Genomic DNA, 19220 nt, shown 5'->3' with positions numbered 1-19220 from the left:
AAATCGATTGAATTTTGTCGATCCGCTTTCGGCGAGTTCGAGAAAGATGACAGGATTGCCATCTAATCAAGCCGGCAATCCGCTTTGTATTATTTTGTAAAATTAAATTAACAAAAAAAATGGCCGACACAGAGTGTCGGCCAAAAGATTCTGGCGTCCGAGGGATGCTTGCCAGAACCTGAGAGACGGTAATCAGCAATTTCCCGACGATTTAACAATTTGCCGCGGCGATATGACGGGACGTTAAGTTGATATCGGAAAATTGCAACGGTTTGGTTTCGATGGGTGGCGCTTTTGAAACGCTGAGGCGGCCTGCATGGCAGCACAGCGGCTCTGCTGGGCGTGATCTTAAACCAAAACGCATCAACGTGATTATATGGATGTCGATAAATTTTGTCGTTGAGACCGGTCTTAATTAATCTGGCGCTACATCTGATAAATACATAGGGTTTTCCCTGATCTAGGCGAATTTTTGTTCAGTACACTGATAGTAATTACTCACTGAATCAGATCGGCATTTCTCGGAGGACCAATACCTATTTCGATCAACCCACATTTTGGGCATTCGTGAATTTCACGCTGCGCAGGCGTATCCGGATATAACGGGCATAGCGAACCGTCAATGCGCTTTTTGACGCGCCTCGCCGCCGGTTACTATCGACTTGCCACATCTGAAATGTGTATCCCGCCCATTCAAAAGGACGCAATCATGGATCGCAATGAAGTCACGAAGAAAATCGTCGCCGCCAAAGTCGCGGGCAAGATGACGTGGAGCGAAATTGCCGCGAAGATTGGCAAGAGCAAGGAGTGGACGACCGCCGCGCTGCTCGGCCAGATGACGCTCGACGTGAAGCAGGCGGCGGTTGCGCGGGAGTTGTTCGATCTGACCGACGAAGAAACCGCGTGGCTGCAAATCGTCCCCTACAAAGGTTCACTGGAGAGCGCGGTACCGACCGATCCGCTGATTTATCGCTGGTATGAAATCGTCAACGTGTATGGGACCACGATCAAGGAACTGATCCACGAAGAATTCGGCGACGGCATCATGAGCGCGATCGATTTTTCGATGGATATCCAGCGCGAACCCAATGCAAACGGCGACCGCGTTCAGGTCGTTCTGAGCGGCAAATTCCTTCCGTACAAGTCGTATTGAATACGCGGAACGCCTGCCGTGCGGGCATCAGCAGAATCCATCGCAGTGAAGCTATGCTAGCGGTTTCGTCCACCCCAAGGAGCAATCGATGAAACAGTCAGCAGGTTCGATGGTCACGTTCAGCCGCCCCGATGGTCAGCAGCTTCAGGGCTATCTGGCCAAGCCGGAGAAAACGGAAGGCGCGCCCGCGATCGTCGTGATTCAGGAGTGGTGGGGCTTGAACGACCAGATTCGCGGCGTGGCCGACCGGCTCGCAGCGGCGGGCTATCTGGCGCTGGTGCCCGATCTTTATCGCGGCAAATCGACGGTCGAAGAGGAAGAAGCGCACCACCTGATGAGCGGGCTCGATTTCGGCGACGCAGCCACCCAGGACGTGCGCGGCGCGGTCCAGTATCTGAAGCAGCAGGCGGACAAGGTAGCCGTGACCGGCTACTGCATGGGCGGCGCGCTCACGTTGCTCGCGCTGTGCAACATCCCCGAAGTGGCGGCGGGTGCGGTGTGGTACGGCTTCCCTCCGCTGGACTACATCGATGCATCGAAAATCAAGGTGCCGGTGATCGGTCAGTGGGCGCTGCAGGATGAGTTCTTTGCCGCCGAGACGGTCGACGCGCTGGAGAAAAAGCTCAACGAAGCCAACGTCGATGTCGAGTTTCATCGCTATCTCGCGCATCACGCGTTCGCGAATGAAACGGCGGTCGGTCCGGGCCGCATTGCGAAGACGCAATACGATCCGGTTTGGGCGCAGCAGGCGTGGGATCGTGTGCTGACGTTCTTCGGCCGCACGTTGTGGAAGTGAGCGGGGTTTAAGAATGTCCGGCGTGCGTGCGTGAAATCTGAATCCGCGTGGCACGCCGGAGCGTTTTCCTGTCCATCTTCCGCAACTGCAATCACAGCTTCAGCCTACGCGGCAGGCTTAAAGCTTTGAGCCGCCATCCACATGCAGCGTTTCGCCCGTGATCCAGCGTGCTGCATCCGACGCGAGAAAGGTCACTGCGCCAGCAATGTCGTCCGGTTGCGCGACGCGTTTCAACGCCTGCATGCCTAACGTCACGGCGCGTCCCGCGTCCGTTTTCGTGAAGTTCGACATATCCGTTTCGACGACGCCCGGCGCGACCGCATTCACGCGAATGCCGCGTTCGCCGAGTGCGGACGCGAAGTGCGTGACGAGCGTGCTCACCGCGCCCTTGGTGGCTGCGTAGGCCGGCAGCGTGCCGACAGCCGCGCGCGCCGCGAGCGACGACAGCAACACCACGCTGCTGCCCTCGCACATCACCGGCAACAACTGCTGGACGAGAAAGTAGGGCGCACGCACGTTCACCGCGAACAGGTCGTCGAAATCGGCGACGGTCGTGTCCTCGATCGTGGCCGCTTTTGAAATGCCTGCGTTCGCGACCAGGATATCGAGGCGCTGTCCGATGACGGCGCGGACCTGTTTGGCCAGCGCATGCGGGCCGTCCGCGTTGCGCAGATCGGCGGCGACCTTTTGCGCATTGCCGCCCGCCGCGCGAATTTCCGCGACAACGGCATCGGCTTCTTTCTCCGCGCTGCTGTAGTGGACGAGAACCTGCGCGCCCGCGCTGGCGAGGGCGAGTGCCGTGGCGCGGCCGATGCCGCGTGATGCACCCGTGACGAGTGCGGTTTTACCGGCGAGATTGTTCATGATGAGGCTCCGTTAGATCGGTTGAAAAGGTTGCGGTTGGCGTGTCTGGGCCGCTCATTCGCCGTCGCTTAGAAACTGCTCGACGTGCGTGACAAAGCGTTCCGGGTACTGATAAAGCGAGCCGTGATTCGCATCGGGATAAATGATCAACTGCGCATTCGGAATGTTTTGCTGAAGAATCCACGAGTTGATCGAGTAGATGATCACGTCGTTATCGCCGTTGATCACGAGCGTCGGCTGCTGAAGCGCGTGCAGATAGTCGAACGGGTTTTCGCGCGGTGCGCCCCATTTGGCGAGCGCCGCCAGTTGAGCCGGCGCGACTTTCTCGTTGGCTTCCGGGTCGCGCCCTTCGCTGCGCAGACGAAAGCGCTGCACGAACATGCGGCCTGCCGCCTGGCTCGCCGCCGACGGCGAGAAGTGCACGCGCAGCCACAAATCGTCCGGTTGCGCATACGTGGCGCCGAAGATGTCCTGCGCTTCGGGCGTCAGCGAATTCATCGCTTCGCCGCTGCGCGGGCCGGTGCCGACCAGAATCAGACGGCGCACCAGCTGCGGCTCGGCGAGCGCAAGCGTTTGTGCAATCAGACCGCCCATCGAAAAGCCGAGCACGTCGACCTTTGTCAGGCCCAGTGCCTTGATGAACGCGGCGGCGTTGGCCGCCATTTCCTCGATCGATTCCGGCACGTCGCCGGACGTGCTCGAAATACCCGCGTTGTTGAACAGGATCACTTCGCGATGCTGGGCGAAGCCGTCGGTCACGGCCGGATCCCAGTGATCCATCGTGCCGGTGAAGTGGATGTTGAACACCAGCGGCACGCCGCCCGCCTTGCCGAAGCGGCGGTACGCAAAGCGGATGCCGTTGGCGTCGACGTACTGCGTCGGGGCCGTTTGATGGGTATGGCGGGTTGCGGCAACTTCATTCGAATCGACGGGCTGGTTCATTTCCGGTTCCTCTGCGATATAGATGAAAGGCATGGTGCGGCGGCGCTTTACGGCGGGTGTTGTGCGGTGAATTCTCTTCGCGTCGCTGCCTGATGTGTAATGTAGCCAGACCTTGCGCAAAGGAAAAAGACTTTGTAGGCTGGAAGGCATGCCTATGAGGCATACCACCGCCTACCCCGCCGACCGAATCAAGAGGATGTATGGAGCTTCGACATTTGCGTTATTTCGTGGCCGTCGCCGAAACGGGCAGCCTGACTGTCGCGGCGGAACGGCGTTTGCATACGTCGCAGCCGTCGCTAAGCAGACAGATTCGCGATCTGGAAGACGAAGTGGGGGCGGAGCTGTTCAGCCGCAGCGCGCGCGGTGTCGAACTGACGGCGGCGGGCAAGGCTTTCCTCGATCACGCGCGACTGGCGTTGACGCAGGTCGACGCCGCCACCGAAGCCGCACGCCGGGCGGCGCGCCCGGCCAAGCCGGTTTTCGCTTTAGGGTTTCTGACCGGGCAGGAAATGACGTGGCTGCCGCGCGCGATGCAGGTGCTGCGCGACGAACTGCCGAATATCGACGTCACGGTGTCGAGCCACTATTCGCCGGATCTCGCCGACTCGCTCACGCGCGGCAAGCTCGATCTCGCGTTTCTGCGCGCCGAGCCGGGTTTCGATCTCGACTATCGCGTGGTGAGCCGCGAGAAGCTTGTCGTGCTGATGCCGAGCGATCACCGTCTGACCCAGCGAACCGCGATCCGCCCGGAGGACTTTGCCGGAGAGACGTTCATCATGGCGTCGAATAAGGCGCGGGTGCTGCACGAGGTGATCGAGCAGTATTTGCGCGAGCATGGGGTAAGCGTCACGTCCACGCACGGCGTCGACAATCTGGCGATGGCCATGTCGCTGGTGGCGTCCACGCGCGGGCTGGCGCTGATGCCGGAGTATGCGAACAATCTGCTGCCGTGGTCGGTGGTCAGCCGGCCGCTGGAGGGTGACACGCCTACCGTCGATCTGGTGGTGGGTTATAGCCGGGCGAATACGTCGCCGGTATTGAAGCTGTTTTTGTCGAAGGCGGAAGAGTTGGTGTTTTGATGCGCGATGGCATCCAGTCAAAGCGACGCCGATCCTTGTGCAAGGCGTGACGTCGCTCCGACGCGTGCGCGCCTTTCAGTTGCCGAACAGTGAAGCCTGCACGCCGTAGTCCGGCGTCGTCGCAGCACGCGCTGGCCTGGTGCGCGGCTTCACTTCCACTGCTCGCGGTTGAGTTGGCATCTGCCTGTCGGCCGCTGCTTCCAGCGAAGTCTGCCCCGCCTCCAGCGACAGCAGAAGCATCTTGTTGGCGAGACCGCCGGCAAAGCCGGTCAACTCGCCCGACGCACCGATCACGCGATGACACGGCGCCACGATCGAAATCGGATTCCGGCCATTCGCCGCACCGACCGCGCGCACCGCATTCACATTGCCGATTTGCGCCGCGATTTCCGAGTAGCTGCGGGTCTGGCCGAACGGAATGGTCAGCAGCGCGTGCCACACCTGCTTCTGGAATTCGGTGCCATGGAAGTCGAGCGGGAGGTCGAATTCGTGCCGCGTGCCGGCGAAGTATTCGGTCAACTGCCGCGCGGTTTCGACCAGCACGGGACGGTCGTTGGCTTCGACCATGTCGCCGACGCGCACGCGATTCGGCTTGTCGTTTTCCCAGAGAATGGCGGCGAGGCTGTCGCCGTTGGCGACGAGGGTCAATTGACCGACTGGAGAATCCATCAACTTGTATGCGTACTTCACTTGTCCTGCTCCTGACTGGTTGGAGGCACAGATGCCGCGAGGCGAGGTGAGGCGGCTGGATGAATCGCCTGAAGTGCACCGATATTTGACAGTGTGAACTTCGCGCCCGCTGACGTCGCTCCAGATCTTGCTATCTAATTCGCCGTGAAGATGGCTGACCTGTCACTGTACCGCCCTTTTCGATTCTGTTCATCAGATGCAGCGCATGCTGTACGACGTTTCACTCGCGACTCAGTAGAATCGATATCTTCAGTACGACCCACGCTGCCATTCAGAGACCCCATTCGCCACTGTGACGACGACACTAGAACAACTGCGTAACGGACAACTCGCAGGCGCGCGCCAGCTCAAACTGGCGTGCGGACTGAGCGAATTTCCGCGCGAAATTTTCGATCTCGCCGACACGCTCGAAGTGCTCGATCTATCGGGCAATGCGCTGACGAAGTTGCCCGACGATCTGCACCGCCTGCGCAAATTGCGCATTTTCTTTGCGTCGAACAATCCGTTCACCGAGTTGCCGGAAGTGTTGGGCGAGTGTTCGCAATTGAGCATGGTGGGTTTCAAGGCCAACCGCATCCGCCAGGTTTCCGGCAACGCGCTCGCCGCGCAATTGCGCTGGCTGATTCTGACCGACAACGAAATTGAAACACTGCCCGCGGAAATTGGCGCCTGTTCGCAATTGCAGAAGCTGATGCTGGCGGGCAATCGCCTGCGCGAACTGCCGGAAGAACTGGCGGCCTGCTCGCGGCTCGAACTGTTGCGGCTCGCCGCGAATCGGCTCGAAGAATTGCCGCGCTGGCTGCTGCGTTTGCCGCGACTCTCGTGGCTCGCTTTTGCGGGCAATCCGTTTAGCGAAACGCGCGAGATAGCGGCGCTGATCGACACACCTATCGCTGAAATTCAATGGGATCGGTTGACGCTCGAACAGCCGCTGGGCGAGGGCGCGTCGGGGGTCATTTATCGCGCGGCGCTTCGGCAGAATAGCTCCGAGGCAGCACGGCCGGTCGCCGTCAAACTGTTCAAGGGTGCAGTGACCAGCGACGGTCTGCCCGACTGCGAGATGGCCGCTTGCATTCAGGCCGGCGACCATGCGAACCTGATTCCGGTGACCGGAAAAGTAACGGATCATCCGGCGGGAACGCACGGCCTCGTGATGGAATTGATCGATCCGCAATTCGGCAACCTCGCTGGTCCGCCGAGTCTCGCTTCATGTACGCGCGATATATACGCCGACGGCACGCGCTTCGATCCGGCCTCCGCATTGAGCATCGCGCATGGCATCGCGGCAGCGGCGGATCATTTGCATCGACGCGGTGTGATGCATGGCGATCTGTACGCGCACAATATTTTGCATGACGGACACGCGCATGCACTGTTGGGCGACTTCGGCGCAGCGTCTTTCTATTCGCCGGACGATCGCGAAATCGGCGGCGCGTTGCAACGGATTGAAGTCAGAGCATTCGGCTGCCTGCTCGAAGAATTGATCGAACGATGTGAGGGTTTGGGTTCGCAACCGAACATCGCGACGAAGCTGATTGCGTTGAAGGAAGATTGTTTGAACGACGATATCGGCAGTCGTCCGTTATTCGCCGGGATCGCTGCAAGTTTGCTGGCACTGAAAGGACATTCTTCGGAACATGTTGCGGCTAATAGCCAGCCAGACCCGCGAGGAGAGAATCCATGATCCAGACGATGCGCCGTCGCGTGCTGTTTGCCGGCGCGCTGGCCGCGGCCGGTTTGACCGGGTCGGCACGTGTCGAGGCTGCGCAACCCGGCAAGCTGAAGATCGCGCTCGTGCTGAAATCGCTAGTCGATCCGTTCACGGTGGCGATGGCGGACGCCGCGCAGAATTATCAACAGCATTACGCATCGCAATTCGGGCTGACCATTCGAGGCACCGCGAAAGAGACCGACACCGCCGCGCAAATCCAGATGGTCGACTCGATGATCAAGGCGAAGATGAACGCCATCGTCGTCGCGCCGACCGACTCGCACGCGCTCGCTGCTGTCGTGGCGCGTGGGGTCAGGGCAGGCATCATCATGATCACGATCGACAATCCGCTCGACGACGCGGCTCAGGCGGCGGCTCATATTTCGGTGCCGTTCGTCGGTCCGAATAATCGCAGCGGCGCGGCACAGGTCGGCCAATATCTCGCCACGCATCTGAAAGCGGGCGATCAGGTTGGGATCATCGAAGGCATTCCCGTCGATCGAAACGCGCAGCAACGCACGGCCGGCGCAACAGACGCGATGAACGCCGCGGGCATCAAGGTAGTCGCCGTCGAGGCGGGCAATTGGGAATATGGAAAGGGCCGTGACGTCGCGTCGAAGATGCTCAACGACCATCCGCAGATTCGCGGGCTGCTGTGCGGCAACGACAACATGGCGATGGGTGCCGTCGATGCGATTCGCGACGCGGGCCGCAGCGGCGGGGTGTATGTCACCGGATATAACGCGATCGACGCCATCAAGCCGTTACTCGCCGATGGCCGAGTGCTCGCGAGCATGAATCAGTTTGCCGACCGGCAAGCCATCTTCGGAATGGATATAGCGTTGAAGGCAGTGACCGAGCAGAGAAAGCAGAGCGAATTGTCGAGGGTGATCGAAACGCCGCTGCAACTGGTCACTGCTGACAATCATTGAAATGGTGGCGACTGCCGGTCGGAGTTTCAGGCTGCGGTTAATCCGTCTTGACCTTGTGCGGTTTGGTCGCCTTTTCGAGCTTGTTGTACTCGAATTCCGGCACTGACTTCAGTGCATCCTTCGTCGCGCCCGCGAGGAACAGATTGCCGTCGCGGATCTCGAAGTGATCGACCGGAATCGCGACATAGTGCTTGCCCATGCCGAGGAAGCCGCCCACCGACACGACCGCATACGTCGCCTTGCGATCCGGTGAAATGATCACGTCGTAGATGCTGCCGATCTTGTCGTTGAGGTCGTTATAAACCGGTTCATCGACGAGTGCGCGGCGCACGCTCCAGCCCTTGAGCAGCGCGTTGGTCTGTTCGACTGTGCCGCCGAGCGGCTGCAATCCGGCAACTTGCGCGAACGCCCCTTGTGACGCACAAACGGTGGCGAGAACAGTCGCGCAGATCAGTGTTTTTGCTTTCATTTTCGGCTCCCTGGATGTCGTTGGTTTGCGTGGCTATCTGTCGAATAGCCGGGTTCATTCCGCGGAAACAGGAAGCACGCGACGTGCCCGCCATGGGCGCAAGCCACTCACACACCCGACTCCGCCGGATAGTTTTTCGAACCGGCAGGCGCGGGCTTTCCACGCGACGCGCGGCTTAGAAGCATGGGTATTTCATCGAGCGCGAGCAGTGTCAGGTTGCCGCCGTAGACGAGTCCTGTATCGACGTTGATGACGTTCGCGCGGACGATGGGCTTACGTGTCGGCGTGTGTCCCACGATCACGGCAGCGACGCCTTCGACGGGGCGGGACGGATCGCACCATCCGGGCGCGCACCGCCGGAACAGTTGTGCCACCACGTGCCGGACCGAAGCGAATCCCGCCGACCTGCGTGACTTCCATCGCGACCTGTCCCAGATCACTTTGCGGCGAATCGGGCCGTCGCGGTTTTCCCGTTCGAGCGCCTGGACCATTTGCGCCCACGACGGCATCGGCACATTCGCGTGGACGATCCCGACCAGGCCGTCGTCTGTTTCGATTTCGATTGCGTAAGGAAGGGCGGCCATGTACGCAACGATGTCGTCCACCGCCTGCGTGTCGTCCGCCATGTCGAGCAGCCATTCGCCGCCGTTGCAACGGATCGACGAATCCTTGCCGCCATGCCGATGCCAGCGGACGATCACATCCTCGTGATTGCCTCGCACCGACTGAATGCCGTAGCGGCGCACGATGTCCAGCACGAACGGCGATTCATGGCCTCGGTCCACGAGATCGCCGACAGCGAACAGCCTGTCGCGCGACGGGTCGTACTGGCGCGATTCGAGTTCCTGGCGAAGCTGGGCGAAACAACCGTGCAGATCGCCTACGACGAAGTCACGGCCGGTGGTGTTCTTTTTGAAGCGTCGGACGGGTAGGAAAGTATTCTGCATGTTTTTTACCGACATAAAGTTAGCGTGAATACGGCGAACGCGACCGGACAAATAACGATGGGTCCAGGAGATACAGGCGGTTTGATCTGAGGCGGAAAACTTGCCGCGCGGCGACGCGGTACGCGAGCTTGCAATGGCCTTGCAGCAGCCTTGTATTTCTTGCTGATCAGCTTGACGACTGGCTTGACGGACGGCTTTGCGGACTGAGTCGGATACCGTGCATGCACGACTTTGGGTTCAGCACATGTATGAATCTTCGGCTCGCGATGGAGTGTGGATTGCCAATCGACGGCGAGCGGTATCGATTTGTAACGAGGTGTGTTCGCGTAAAGAGAAGGCGCATGCCTGGAACGGTGTTCCGGGTTCGATGCGGCTTGAGCGGCTTGGCGCTGCGGGGAGGTGGGGCGCAATAACCCCGCTGAGGCGGTGCGGGATTGCTTACCCTCGGTTACAAGTGATGCCGTTGGATTCCCGATGTTCGTCTGGCGACGACTGAAATACCAAGCCGATCAGTCCATCTGCTCCGTTTTAAGCGCAATCAGAACAAGCCATTTTCGGACCGCCCGCTCTTCGGCCGCCGACAATCCGTCGAGCAACCCAGCCTCCGCCTCGGCGACTGCAGCCTTACAACCCGACAGGAATTTCTTGCCTGACTCGGTAATACCGATGAGCTGAATACGTCCATGCTCCGCGTGCGGTTGGCGGAACACCATGCCGTCCCGTTCCAGATTCGCGACGATGACACTCATGGTTTGCGGCGTCAGCAGCGACAGCCGTGCGAGATCGGCGCCGGACACACCTGGGTAGGCCGCGATCATCGTCAGCACGAGGAACTGGGGGACGGTCATGCCCGTGTCCCGCAGCGCCTGTTCCATGCGGATACGATGAGCTGCGGAAGCTTGCCGCAACAGATAACCGATATGGCCTTGCTCTCCGCGCTTTCCTTCGCCGATTGCGGGAATCGTCGGGGACGTCAGTGGCTTCTTGCTCATGATGTAAGAATTCGAATATTATTGAAGATGTACGAATTCTTATATTACCTGAGAAGGAGAAGTGAATGACGCAGGAACATCATGCCTTGATCGACATGCCGGATTTCGAACGTGAAGCCCCCGATGTGCTTGCCGCGCTTGCCGCGCTGGGAAAGGCGGTGGACAACTCAGGACTCGAAAAATCGTTGACGGAGTTGATCAAGGTGCGCGCTTCGCAACTGAACGGCTGTGCGTTCTGTCTTCAATATCATCTGAATTACGCGCGCAAGCTGAGAGTCACGCCTGCCAAACTCGATCTTGTCGCGACATGGCGTGAAGTCGGTTTGTTTTCGGCGCGCGAGCGCGCGGCGCTGGCGTGGACGGAGGCGCTGACCTTGATGCCTTCGCGGCATGTTGACGACGCCGACCACGCGGAAGTGCAGACGCAATTTTCGAAAACGGAGATTGCTTTCCTGACGACGGCGATCGGCGCAATCAATGCGTGGAACCGTATCGCGGGCGCGTTGCGTTTCTCGCCGCCTATACCTGCTGATCGACTCGATTGAGGGCCGTCGCGATGAACGGCTGCACCCGCCGTATGGCGCGCAGTCGATGAATGAAACGACGTGCGCGCGGTGCCGTTAATGCACGTTGCCGCCTCGCGTGACCACCGTCAGCCGGTTGGAAACGGACCTGACGCCACGCACCGATCGTGCGGCACTGCTAGCCCTTGCGATCTGCGAGCGTTGCGGTACTCGGCCTGTTAGCGTCACGGCGGCGTTGCGCGAACGCACATGAATTCCCGACGGATTCAGTCCCGGCGTTCGCGAGAGCGCGCGGCGCACGTCGCGAACAATGTCGTTGTCGCTTCTACGGTGTACCGATGAGGTGGTGATCGACTGGCCCGACACGGCTGCGCCGTTCGGCGCATCGTTGGGTGTCTGCGCTTGCGCCGAACTCGTGCCCAGCGCGCAAATGCTGATGGCCAGGGCGGCCAACGCGCCGGTTATTCTATTTGCGCCACTCGTTTTCACAATGCCTCCATTGCCGTTTTTCTGAATCCGCTTCTCCGTCGCGTGATGTCGGCGGCGGCGAGGCAGCGAAACGCGATGCCGTACAAAGAGTGCCATGAGTCTAACTGATCGGATTATAGGCCGCGATCATGGGGCAATTGTGTGAATCTGCTGACCTTATACTTCAGGGTGGGACCGGGGGATTTTATTCATGGCATTATCCCGAGGTATTGGCGACAGCCTTCAAAATAAACCCTCTGAGCGCGCAATGTCATTTCACACCTGGCTTCTCTTCGCTACCGCATATCTCATTACGACGATCTCACCAGGTCCGAATGTTCTACTCGTGATCCGCAATACGGTGCGTTATGGAAGCAGCGGAACGGCCTCGACCATTGCGGGGAATCTGCTGGCGCAGTTCGTCGTTGTCGCGCTAGTTGCGTTAGGAGTTGGCGCGATTCTGGCGGCATTGCCGGTACTCTTTGTCGGCATGAAGGTGACCGGCGCGGCGTATCTCATGTACCTCGGCGTGAAGCAATTGCAAGGCGGCAAGGCGCGCACCGGCCAGCCGCCCGCTACCTTGCCCGTGTACACGCTGGACAGAAGGAAAGTGTTCCGCGAAGCGCTACTGGTGTCGGGCAGCAATCCGAAGACATTGATTTTCCTGTCCGCATTCATGCCGCAATTCATTGCACACGATCGCGGATTGCCGGAGCAGTTCATCATCATGTATCTGACGGTGGCCGCAATTGTCGCGATCGTGCATACCATTTACTCACTCAGCGTGCGTGGCATTCACAACCGTCTCGGTGCAAGCCGCTGGCTATCCGCCGTGAAACGGTGCAGTGGCCTGATCTTTGTCGTGCTGGGCATCAAGCTTCTGACGACCAGGCGGGTGTGATCCGGCGCGCCTCGTTACGACGCCGCTCGCGCACGCAGGCTGCCGCGACTCGCTTCAGGCAGTAGCACCGTACTCACCACGCCGATCAGAAGACTGAACATCACGTAGTACAACGGCGCGGCATTGCTACCTGTTACCTTGACCAGCCAGGTGTTGATGAACGGCGCGAGTCCGCCGAATAACAACACTGCCAGATTGTAGGTCAGCGCTGCGCCAGTCGAACGCACGCCAACCGGAAACACTTCTGTCAACACGATCGGTACGGGCGCCCAGATAAAGCTCATGAAGAACGACACGCCGATTTGCAGCATCAGTAGCGACTGAAACGACGGTGCGCTGATGAAGTGATGAAAGAGAAACCAGGCTGCGACGCCATATCCCAGCATGCCGGGTAGCAATATCGCCTTGCGTCCGTAACGATCCGACAGATAACCGGCCAACGGACAGAACACCAGAATGACCGCAGTGCCGACGAATGTCGAAAGATTCGCATCGGCTGTCGCAATTCCCAGGCGCTGTTTAGCGAAGATCGGCAGGAAGAACACAAAGACGTACGCAGAAACAGTGCCCACCACACAAATGCCGGTGCTCGAAATCAACTCGCGCGGGTACTTTCGCAGAATGTCGCGTAACGGCGTTCGTGTGGCCTGCTCCGACGCATTCGCAGCCGAACGGCGATAGGCCAGAAACTCCGGCGATTCGTCGACCTTTGAGCGAATCAGCCAGCCCACTGGTCCGATCAGGATGCCGAACAGAAACGGCAGACGCCACCCCCAGGTTTCGAGTTGCACCGGGTCGAGATGCGTGGTGAGCAAATACGCGACGGCTGCACCTAGCGAAAACGCCAGCGCCTGCGAGCACATCTGAAAACTGCCGAAAAAGCCGCGGCGATGAGCCGGAGCGAATTCCACCAGCATCGTAGTCGCGCCGCTGAATTCGCCGCCCGCGGACATGCCCTGGATCATCCGCGCGAGCACCATCAGGATCGGTGCGGCGACGCCAATCGCGGCGTAGGTGGGCAACAAGCCGATCATGCCGGTGCCGACCGCCATCAGCACGATGGTGACCGACAGCGCCTTCTTGCGGCCGACCCGGTCGCCGTATAACCCCAGCAAGACGCCACCGAGCGGACGTACCGCGAAGCCAATGCCGAAAGTCGCCAGCGTGAGCATCAGCGAGGCGAGCGCGTTGTCGGCGGGAAAATACAGCCTCGCGATCGTCACCGCGAAAAGCCCGTAAATGGCGAAGTCGAACCACTCGAACGCATTGCCGAGAATGGAGGCAATCACCACCTTTCTCACCATTGCCGGTGACGGCGTGGGGTTAGCGGACATTCCTGTTCTCCTTGAGAGGTGGTGAGCGTGCGTTCAACCTAACCGGCTGCGCACGATTTCGAGGAACACGGCCGCGCCGGCAGGTGCAGTGTCGTCGTCGAAATCGAATTCTGGATGATGGCAGGTCAAGCCGTCGTGTCCGAGGAAAAAGTATGAGCCGGGCCGCTGCTGCAACATGAAAGCGAAGTCTTCTGATGCCATGAGCGGCGCCACGTCGGGAATCACGTTGTCGGCGCCCAATACGTGTTCCGCTGCGGCGCGAACGATTTCAGTCTGTTCGGGTGTGTTGACGGTTGGCGGCGAACTCTGAAGATGTTCGAATTCGACCCTGCATCCATACATGCGGGCAGCGCCGTCGCAGATATCGCGCAGACGTTTCAGCGTCAGTTCCTGCGCGGCGACGGACAGTGTGCGCACTGTCCCTTCCAGTAGCGCCGTGTCGGGGATCACGTTGATCGCGGTGCCTGCAATGAACTTGCAGACGCTGACCACGGCGGTGTCGAGTGGATCGATATTGCGGCTGACAATGCTCTGAATGGATTGCACGATCGCCGCGCCGATCATCAACGGATCGACTGAACGGTGTGGCATCGCGGCGTGGCTGCCGACGCCCTGAACGGTAATCCTGAAGAGATCGCACGCCGAAAGAATCGCGCCGCTACGTACGCCGACTTTGCCGGCGGGCAGCGCGTTGTTGTTGTGCAGCGCGTAGATTTCGTCGCAATGAAAACGCTCGAAGAGACCATCGCGAATCATCTCGGACCCGCCGCGCAGCGTTTCTTCAGCCGGTTGAAAGATCAGGTGGACAGTGCCGCGAAACGCGCGATGCTCGGACAATTGCTTCGCAACGCCGAGCAGAATGGACGTATGGCCGTCGTGGCCGCAGCCGTGGAAAACGTTGTCATGTTTCGAACGATGCGCAACGGTGCCCTTTTCCTGCATCGGCAACGCGTCCATGTCCGCGCGCAGTCCGATCGACAAACCCGCGCCCTGCGTGCCGCGAATAGTGCCGACCACGCCCGTGCCGCCGACACCCGTCTGCACTTCGATATCCCAACCAGTCAGAAGATTCGCGACCATTTCGGCGGTGCGGTGTTCGTGAAAACCCAACTCGGGATGCTGATGAATATTGCGTCGCCATGTGCGCATCGATTCCGCGAGCGCATTCCATTCCACATTTGTCTGCATGCCGGCATCCTTCGAATCATGATGAAAATAGAACCGTCGTTCGCGGGAGCGGGGCGATTCAGTTTCAGGAAGATACTTCAATAGTTGCAAGTTTCAACTAGTGATTTTACGGACACGTTAGTGCGACAAAAAAGTTTCGTCTATCATCTGTTCTGTCCCGAACACCTCGTCGTGAGGTGCGTGGGCGACTCTAGTCACCTCTTCCGATCTGGGAAATACGAGCCGGTATGTCACCAGCCAAGCCGAAAAGCAGCGTTGTCACCGAAGACATGAAGTTTGCGCATTTCCTGACGTTCAAGCTGGACCTGATCAGGACCGAGATGATCAGCCGCGCCAATGCTGTGTACAAGCCGGCGTGCGGTCTCGATGTGCGCTCGCTGCGTGTGCTGAGGATCATTTGCGACGCGCCCGGAATTACGGCGACGGCTGTGAAGGAGCAAACGCTGATTGAAAAGACGCTGCTGTCCAAGGTGATGGCGGATCTGATCGAGCGCAAACAGGTGCGCCGGACCATTCATCCCGACGACGCGCGTCATTTCCAGTTGTGGCCTACGCCGGCAGGCAAGCGCACGCGCGCGGCCAGCGACGAACTCGGGCAGGCGCTGGAAGCCGAATTGTTATCGGTGCTCAGTCACGACGAACATACGGCGCTCAACCATATCGTCGACAAACTCGTCGACGCATTTCGTGCGTCGGCGCAGCGCGAAGGTGTCAAGTCTTCGAACTGAAGTACGCCGGCGTTGGCAGTTTCCCTACAAATTACTTGGTTGAAACATTCCGTAACCTTACAATCTTGTACGTGAAAATGATAACAATTATCATTCACCGCTAAGCAAAGACATTCGCGGCAGGCAGGTCGTATAAGCAACGGGACAATGGAAACTCAACTCAACGGGGGCATGGCGCCTGCCAAAGTACCGCAGCGCCGGGCATTCTGGCTTCGGCATCTACACCGGTGGCACTGGATCAGCTCGGCGGTCTGCCTGATCGGCATGATGCTGTTCGCGGTCACGGGCCTCACGTTGAATCACGCGGGCAGCATCGAGGCGCATCCGGTCGTCAAGCGGCATAGCGTGCATCTTCCGGACGGAATGGCGCATGCAATAAGTCGGATTCCTAATCGGGAGAAAGCCGGAATTCCCGCTGAATTAAGTACGTTTCTGGACCGTCAACTTGGTATCGATACGCAGGGCCGCACAGCCGAATGGTCGGGCGACGAAGTCTATATCGCGCTTCCCAGGCCAGGCGGCGATGCCTGGGTCAGCGTGGATCTTTCGAACGGCGACGTGCAATACGAACTGACCACGCGCGGCTGGATTTCCTATCTGAACGATTTGCACAAAGGACGCAACACGGGCGGCGCGTGGAGTCTCTTTCTCGACGTGTTCGCGCTCGCGTGCCTTGTTTTCAGCATCACCGGGCTGTTTCTCCTGAAACTGCACGCGCGCAATCGCGGCGCAACCTGGCCACTCGTTGGATTGGGGGTCGTCATACCGCTGTTGCTCGCGATCATCTTCATTCACTAACTATTCAATCTCTGAAAGGTTTGCAATGCGTCGATTGCTCGCCGTCACGCTGACGGGCCTGGTTACAGCGCCGCTGGCCGGTGCTGCTGCCGCGGCTGAAATGAACGTTACGGTGGACATTCCGCACCTCGACGTCGCGGAGTACCACAAGCCTTATCTGTCGATGTGGATCGAGAAGGCGGATCAGACACCCGTGACGACGCTGGCGGTGTGGTACGACCAGAAGAAGAAAGACGGCGAGGGCGCGAAGTGGCTGAAGGACATGCGTCAATGGTGGCGTAAGGCAGGCCGCGATATGACGATGCCTGCTGACGGCGTGTCGGGTGCGACACGCGCGCCCGGCGAACAGGCAATCACTTTCGCCGATGGCAAAGCGCCGCTCGGCAAGTTGCCGGCCGGCGAATATCAACTGGTAGTGGAGACCGCGCGCGAAGTCGGCGGTCGTGAACTCGTGCGCGTGCCGTTCACATGGCCGCCTGCATCGGCGAAAACATTGCAGGCGAAGGGCGATCACGAACTCGGTTCCGTGACGCTGACCGTCAAACCCTGATTCCGAGTCGAACCGGACAACGTGCGCGCGGTGCGCAAGCCGCATAGGCCGCGCTTTTTTTTGCCGCGTGCATGTGCCCCGGTGCGATTTCGCCAGATTCTTATCGCTGTATAGGTGCCCTGATGAAACTCTCCCTGAAGAAACTGTCGGTCCTGTCTGTATTGGCGATCTCGGCGCTTGCCCCGCTCGCCGCTCACGCTCATCGCATGTGGTTGCTGCCGTCGGCGACGGTCCTGTCGGGCAACGATCCGTGGGTCACCGTGGATGCGGCTGTCTCCAACGATCTGTTCTACTTCGATCACTTTCCACTGCGTCTCGACGGCCTCGTCGTCACTGGGCCGGACGGCAACCCGGTGAAGGTCGATAACGCAAATACGGGCCGCTATCGCAGCGTGTTCGACGTGCATCTGACGCAGGAGGGTACGTACAAGATTGCCGTCGAGAATCACGGACTGGTCGCGAGTTACAAGCTCAATGGTGAGACACGTCGCTGGCGTGGCAACGAACAGAGCCTGGCGAAAGAAGTGCCCGCAGACGCGCAGGATCTTCAGATTACGCAGACGGAAGCGCGTGTCGAATCGTTCGTGACGCGCGGCAAGCCGACCACGACTGCGCTGAAAACTACGGGGCGCGGCCTTGAAATGACGCCTGTCACGCATCCGAACGATCTCGTGGCAAACGGCGACGCGAGCTTTCGTTTGGTGCTGGATGGCAAGCCCGCGTCTAACGTGAAGGTTGAAGTTGTGCCGGGTGGCGTTCGTTATCGCGATCAGGTCGGCGAGACGACTGTGACGACCGATGCCGATGGACGCTTCAACGTGAAATGGCCGTCGGCGGGAATGTACTGGATGGAAGCCAGCGTGCAGGACTCGCAGACCACGATCAAAAATGCGAAGTCGCGTCGCGTGAATTACGCCGCGACGTTTGAAGTTCTGCCGCAGTAATTGCCAGACGAAAGCATGACCACGAGTCCCGCGACTTCACGTACCGAAGGTGCGAAATTCTTTGCTGCCGAAGTTGCGCGACGCGTTCTCGTACCTTTGCAACTGTTGTGCGCCGGGATCACCGCAGGCGTGACAGGGCGTGTGGCACGATTGTGCGGTGACACAATGGGCACGACGTGGACCGTGCAATACGTAGTTCCTGCGGGCGAATCCGGGGTCGCGGCAATTGACCTGCAACGCAATCAGGATGAAGCGACCGAGGCGACGATCCGCGCGGTGCTCGACTCGGTCATCGCCGGGATGAGCAACTGGCGCGGTGACTCTGACATAAGTCGTTTCAATTGCGCACCAGCGGGAAGCTGGGTGACGTTGTCTGACGCATGCTTCGATGTCGTCGAAACGGCGTTGAAGGTTGCACGTCTCACCGGTGGTGCATTTGATCCTTGCGCCGGACCACTAATCAATTTGTGGGGATTCGGTCCGGCAGGGCGACGTGAACACGCTCCATCTGCGGCGGAAGTAGAGGCGATCCGGCGCTATTGCGGGTGGTCGCGCATCGAACTGGATCGCTCGACACTGCGCGTTCGGCAACCCGGTCACGCATCGCTCGATTTGTGTGCGATCGCCAAAGGTTATGCGGTCGATGCCGTTAGCGAAGCATTGACGCACGTCGGCATCGGTCATCATCTGGTCGAAATTGGCGGCGAATTGCGAGGTGAAGGCGTGAAGCCGGACGGCATGCCGTGGTGGGTCGAAATTGAAACGCCGCTGCATGTCGACGTGCTTCATGACTCTCGCAATACACTGCCGACGCATGATCTGATCGCACTGCATGGTCTTTCCGTGGCGACGTCGGGCGACTACCGCCGTTATTTCGTCGACCGCGATGCACAGCGTCAATACGCGCATACCATCGATCCACGCACTGGCTATCCGGCGAACCATGCGTTGGCGTCCGTCACGGTGGTGCATCGCGAATGCATGCTTGCCGACGCGTTATCGACTGCATTGATGGTGCTCGGCCCGGATGCGGGTATGGCGCTCGCGCATCGGGAACGGATTGCCGCACGCTGTGTGACGCGCACCGCCGATGGTTTCGGCGAGACCGTCAGTCCCGCCTATGCGGCGATGCTCGAGTGACGTTGCGTGTGTTCCGTCCGGACGGTTTCCGATCCACATTAATCTGGTCCGCGTTGAGTTTAATCGGCGC

The 19220-nt window shown here is 59.5% G+C and carries 21 protein-coding genes; 12 read left to right on the top strand and 9 right to left on the bottom strand.

The window, feature by feature from the left end; all coding sequences use genetic code 11:
- The first annotated feature begins 709 nt into the window (after positions 1–709).
- Together cynS and ABH945_RS19445 are read left to right on the top strand one after the other, a co-directional pair.
- Positions 710–1153, top strand: coding sequence for a cyanase (gene cynS, locus ABH945_RS19450; RefSeq protein WP_074771220.1), 444 nt, complete (start codon positions 710–712; stop codon positions 1151–1153).
- 88 nt (positions 1154–1241) lie between these two features.
- Positions 1242–1949 carry a dienelactone hydrolase family protein gene (locus ABH945_RS19445; protein ID WP_429251595.1) on the top strand — a complete coding sequence of 236 codons (708 nt, stop codon included), beginning with the start codon at positions 1242–1244 and terminating at the stop codon, positions 1947–1949.
- A gap of 117 nt (positions 1950–2066) precedes the next feature.
- Here the strand turns inward: ABH945_RS19445 and ABH945_RS19440 are convergent, their stop codons facing one another.
- The gene (locus ABH945_RS19440; protein WP_429251594.1) at positions 2067–2813 is read right to left on the bottom strand and encodes an SDR family NAD(P)-dependent oxidoreductase; all 747 of its coding nucleotides are present in this window, start codon (positions 2811–2813) and stop codon (positions 2067–2069) included.
- A gap of 54 nt (positions 2814–2867) precedes the next feature.
- Positions 2868–3755 (bottom strand): alpha/beta fold hydrolase, encoded by an 888-nt coding sequence (locus tag ABH945_RS19435; RefSeq protein WP_429251593.1) that lies wholly within the window; start codon positions 3753–3755, stop codon positions 2868–2870.
- A gap of 200 nt (positions 3756–3955) precedes the next feature.
- Here ABH945_RS19435 and ABH945_RS19430 point away from each other — a divergent pair, with 200 nt between their 5' ends.
- The gene (locus ABH945_RS19430) at positions 3956–4834 is read left to right on the top strand and encodes a LysR substrate-binding domain-containing protein (protein WP_429251592.1); all 879 of its coding nucleotides are present in this window, start codon (positions 3956–3958) and stop codon (positions 4832–4834) included.
- Positions 4835–4909: 75 nt separating this feature from the next.
- On the opposite strand, the gene ABH945_RS19425 is transcribed toward ABH945_RS19430, so the two are convergent.
- A complete protein-coding gene (locus tag ABH945_RS19425) occupies positions 4910–5524 on the bottom strand; it encodes a methylated-DNA--[protein]-cysteine S-methyltransferase (RefSeq protein WP_074770488.1) in 615 nt (204 codons plus the stop codon).
- Between the two features lie 292 nt (positions 5525–5816).
- On the opposite strand from ABH945_RS19425, the gene ABH945_RS19420 reads away from it, so the two are divergent.
- The gene (locus tag ABH945_RS19420) at positions 5817–7208 is read left to right on the top strand and encodes a leucine-rich repeat-containing protein kinase family protein (protein ID WP_429251591.1); all 1392 of its coding nucleotides are present in this window, start codon (positions 5817–5819) and stop codon (positions 7206–7208) included.
- Positions 7205–8167, top strand: a complete 963-nt coding sequence (locus ABH945_RS19415) for a substrate-binding domain-containing protein (RefSeq protein WP_074770486.1) — start codon at positions 7205–7207, stop codon at positions 8165–8167. The genes ABH945_RS19420 and ABH945_RS19415 overlap by 4 nt, the downstream gene beginning before the upstream one ends.
- A gap of 37 nt (positions 8168–8204) precedes the next feature.
- Here ABH945_RS19415 and ABH945_RS19410 read toward each other — a convergent pair whose 3' ends face one another.
- From ABH945_RS19410 to ABH945_RS19400, 3 genes are all read right to left on the bottom strand, one after another.
- Complete coding sequence (locus ABH945_RS19410; protein ID WP_074770485.1) at positions 8205–8636, bottom strand: PRC-barrel domain-containing protein; 432 nt, start codon at positions 8634–8636, stop codon at positions 8205–8207.
- A gap of 107 nt (positions 8637–8743) precedes the next feature.
- A complete protein-coding gene (locus tag ABH945_RS19405) occupies positions 8744–9583 on the bottom strand; it encodes a metallophosphoesterase (protein WP_429251590.1) in 840 nt (279 codons plus the stop codon).
- A gap of 509 nt (positions 9584–10092) precedes the next feature.
- Positions 10093–10575 carry a MarR family winged helix-turn-helix transcriptional regulator gene (locus tag ABH945_RS19400; protein ID WP_074770483.1) on the bottom strand — a complete coding sequence of 161 codons (483 nt, stop codon included), beginning with the start codon at positions 10573–10575 and terminating at the stop codon, positions 10093–10095.
- Between the two features lie 65 nt (positions 10576–10640).
- On the opposite strand from ABH945_RS19400, the gene ABH945_RS19395 reads away from it, so the two are divergent.
- Positions 10641–11120: a carboxymuconolactone decarboxylase family protein gene (locus ABH945_RS19395; protein WP_429251589.1), complete on the top strand. Its 480-nt coding sequence runs from the start codon at positions 10641–10643 to the stop codon at positions 11118–11120.
- 75 nt (positions 11121–11195) lie between these two features.
- Here the strand turns inward: ABH945_RS19395 and ABH945_RS19390 are convergent, their stop codons facing one another.
- A complete protein-coding gene (locus ABH945_RS19390; protein ID WP_429251588.1) occupies positions 11196–11684 on the bottom strand; it encodes a BON domain-containing protein in 489 nt (162 codons plus the stop codon).
- A gap of 151 nt (positions 11685–11835) precedes the next feature.
- Here ABH945_RS19390 and ABH945_RS19385 point away from each other — a divergent pair, with 151 nt between their 5' ends.
- The gene (locus ABH945_RS19385) at positions 11836–12468 is read left to right on the top strand and encodes a LysE family translocator (RefSeq protein ID WP_429251587.1); all 633 of its coding nucleotides are present in this window, start codon (positions 11836–11838) and stop codon (positions 12466–12468) included.
- A 14-nt stretch (positions 12469–12482) separates the two neighbouring features.
- On the opposite strand, the gene ABH945_RS19380 is transcribed toward ABH945_RS19385, so the two are convergent.
- Both ABH945_RS19380 and ABH945_RS19375 read right to left on the bottom strand, forming a co-directional pair.
- Positions 12483–13802, bottom strand: coding sequence for an MFS transporter (locus ABH945_RS19380; RefSeq protein WP_074770480.1), 1320 nt, complete (start codon positions 13800–13802; stop codon positions 12483–12485).
- 33 nt (positions 13803–13835) lie between these two features.
- A complete protein-coding gene (locus tag ABH945_RS19375; RefSeq protein ID WP_429251586.1) occupies positions 13836–14990 on the bottom strand; it encodes a M20 aminoacylase family protein in 1155 nt (384 codons plus the stop codon).
- Between the two features lie 227 nt (positions 14991–15217).
- Between ABH945_RS19375 and ABH945_RS19370 the strand changes: the two genes are divergently transcribed.
- The 5 genes from ABH945_RS19370 to ABH945_RS19350 all read left to right on the top strand — a co-directional run bounded on the left by ABH945_RS19370 (position 15218) and on the right by ABH945_RS19350 (position 19150).
- Positions 15218–15718, top strand: coding sequence for a MarR family winged helix-turn-helix transcriptional regulator (locus tag ABH945_RS19370; RefSeq protein ID WP_429251585.1), 501 nt, complete (start codon positions 15218–15220; stop codon positions 15716–15718).
- Positions 15719–15865: 147 nt separating this feature from the next.
- A complete protein-coding gene (locus ABH945_RS19365; RefSeq protein ID WP_429251584.1) occupies positions 15866–16516 on the top strand; it encodes a PepSY-associated TM helix domain-containing protein in 651 nt (216 codons plus the stop codon).
- A gap of 25 nt (positions 16517–16541) precedes the next feature.
- Positions 16542–17066, top strand: coding sequence for a DUF2271 domain-containing protein (locus ABH945_RS19360; RefSeq protein WP_429251583.1), 525 nt, complete (start codon positions 16542–16544; stop codon positions 17064–17066).
- Positions 17067–17188: 122 nt separating this feature from the next.
- Complete coding sequence (locus ABH945_RS19355) at positions 17189–18010, top strand: DUF4198 domain-containing protein (RefSeq protein ID WP_429251582.1); 822 nt, start codon at positions 17189–17191, stop codon at positions 18008–18010.
- 165 nt (positions 18011–18175) lie between these two features.
- A complete protein-coding gene (locus ABH945_RS19350) occupies positions 18176–19150 on the top strand; it encodes an FAD:protein FMN transferase (RefSeq protein ID WP_429251581.1) in 975 nt (324 codons plus the stop codon).
- Positions 19151–19220: the final 70 nt, after the last annotated feature.

The organism is Paraburkholderia sp. GAS333 (assembly GCF_050435665.1).
In the GTDB taxonomy this organism is placed as follows: Bacteria; Pseudomonadota; Gammaproteobacteria; order Burkholderiales; family Burkholderiaceae; genus Paraburkholderia; species Paraburkholderia fungorum_A.
This window is presented reverse-complemented; position numbering and strand designations above follow the sequence as displayed.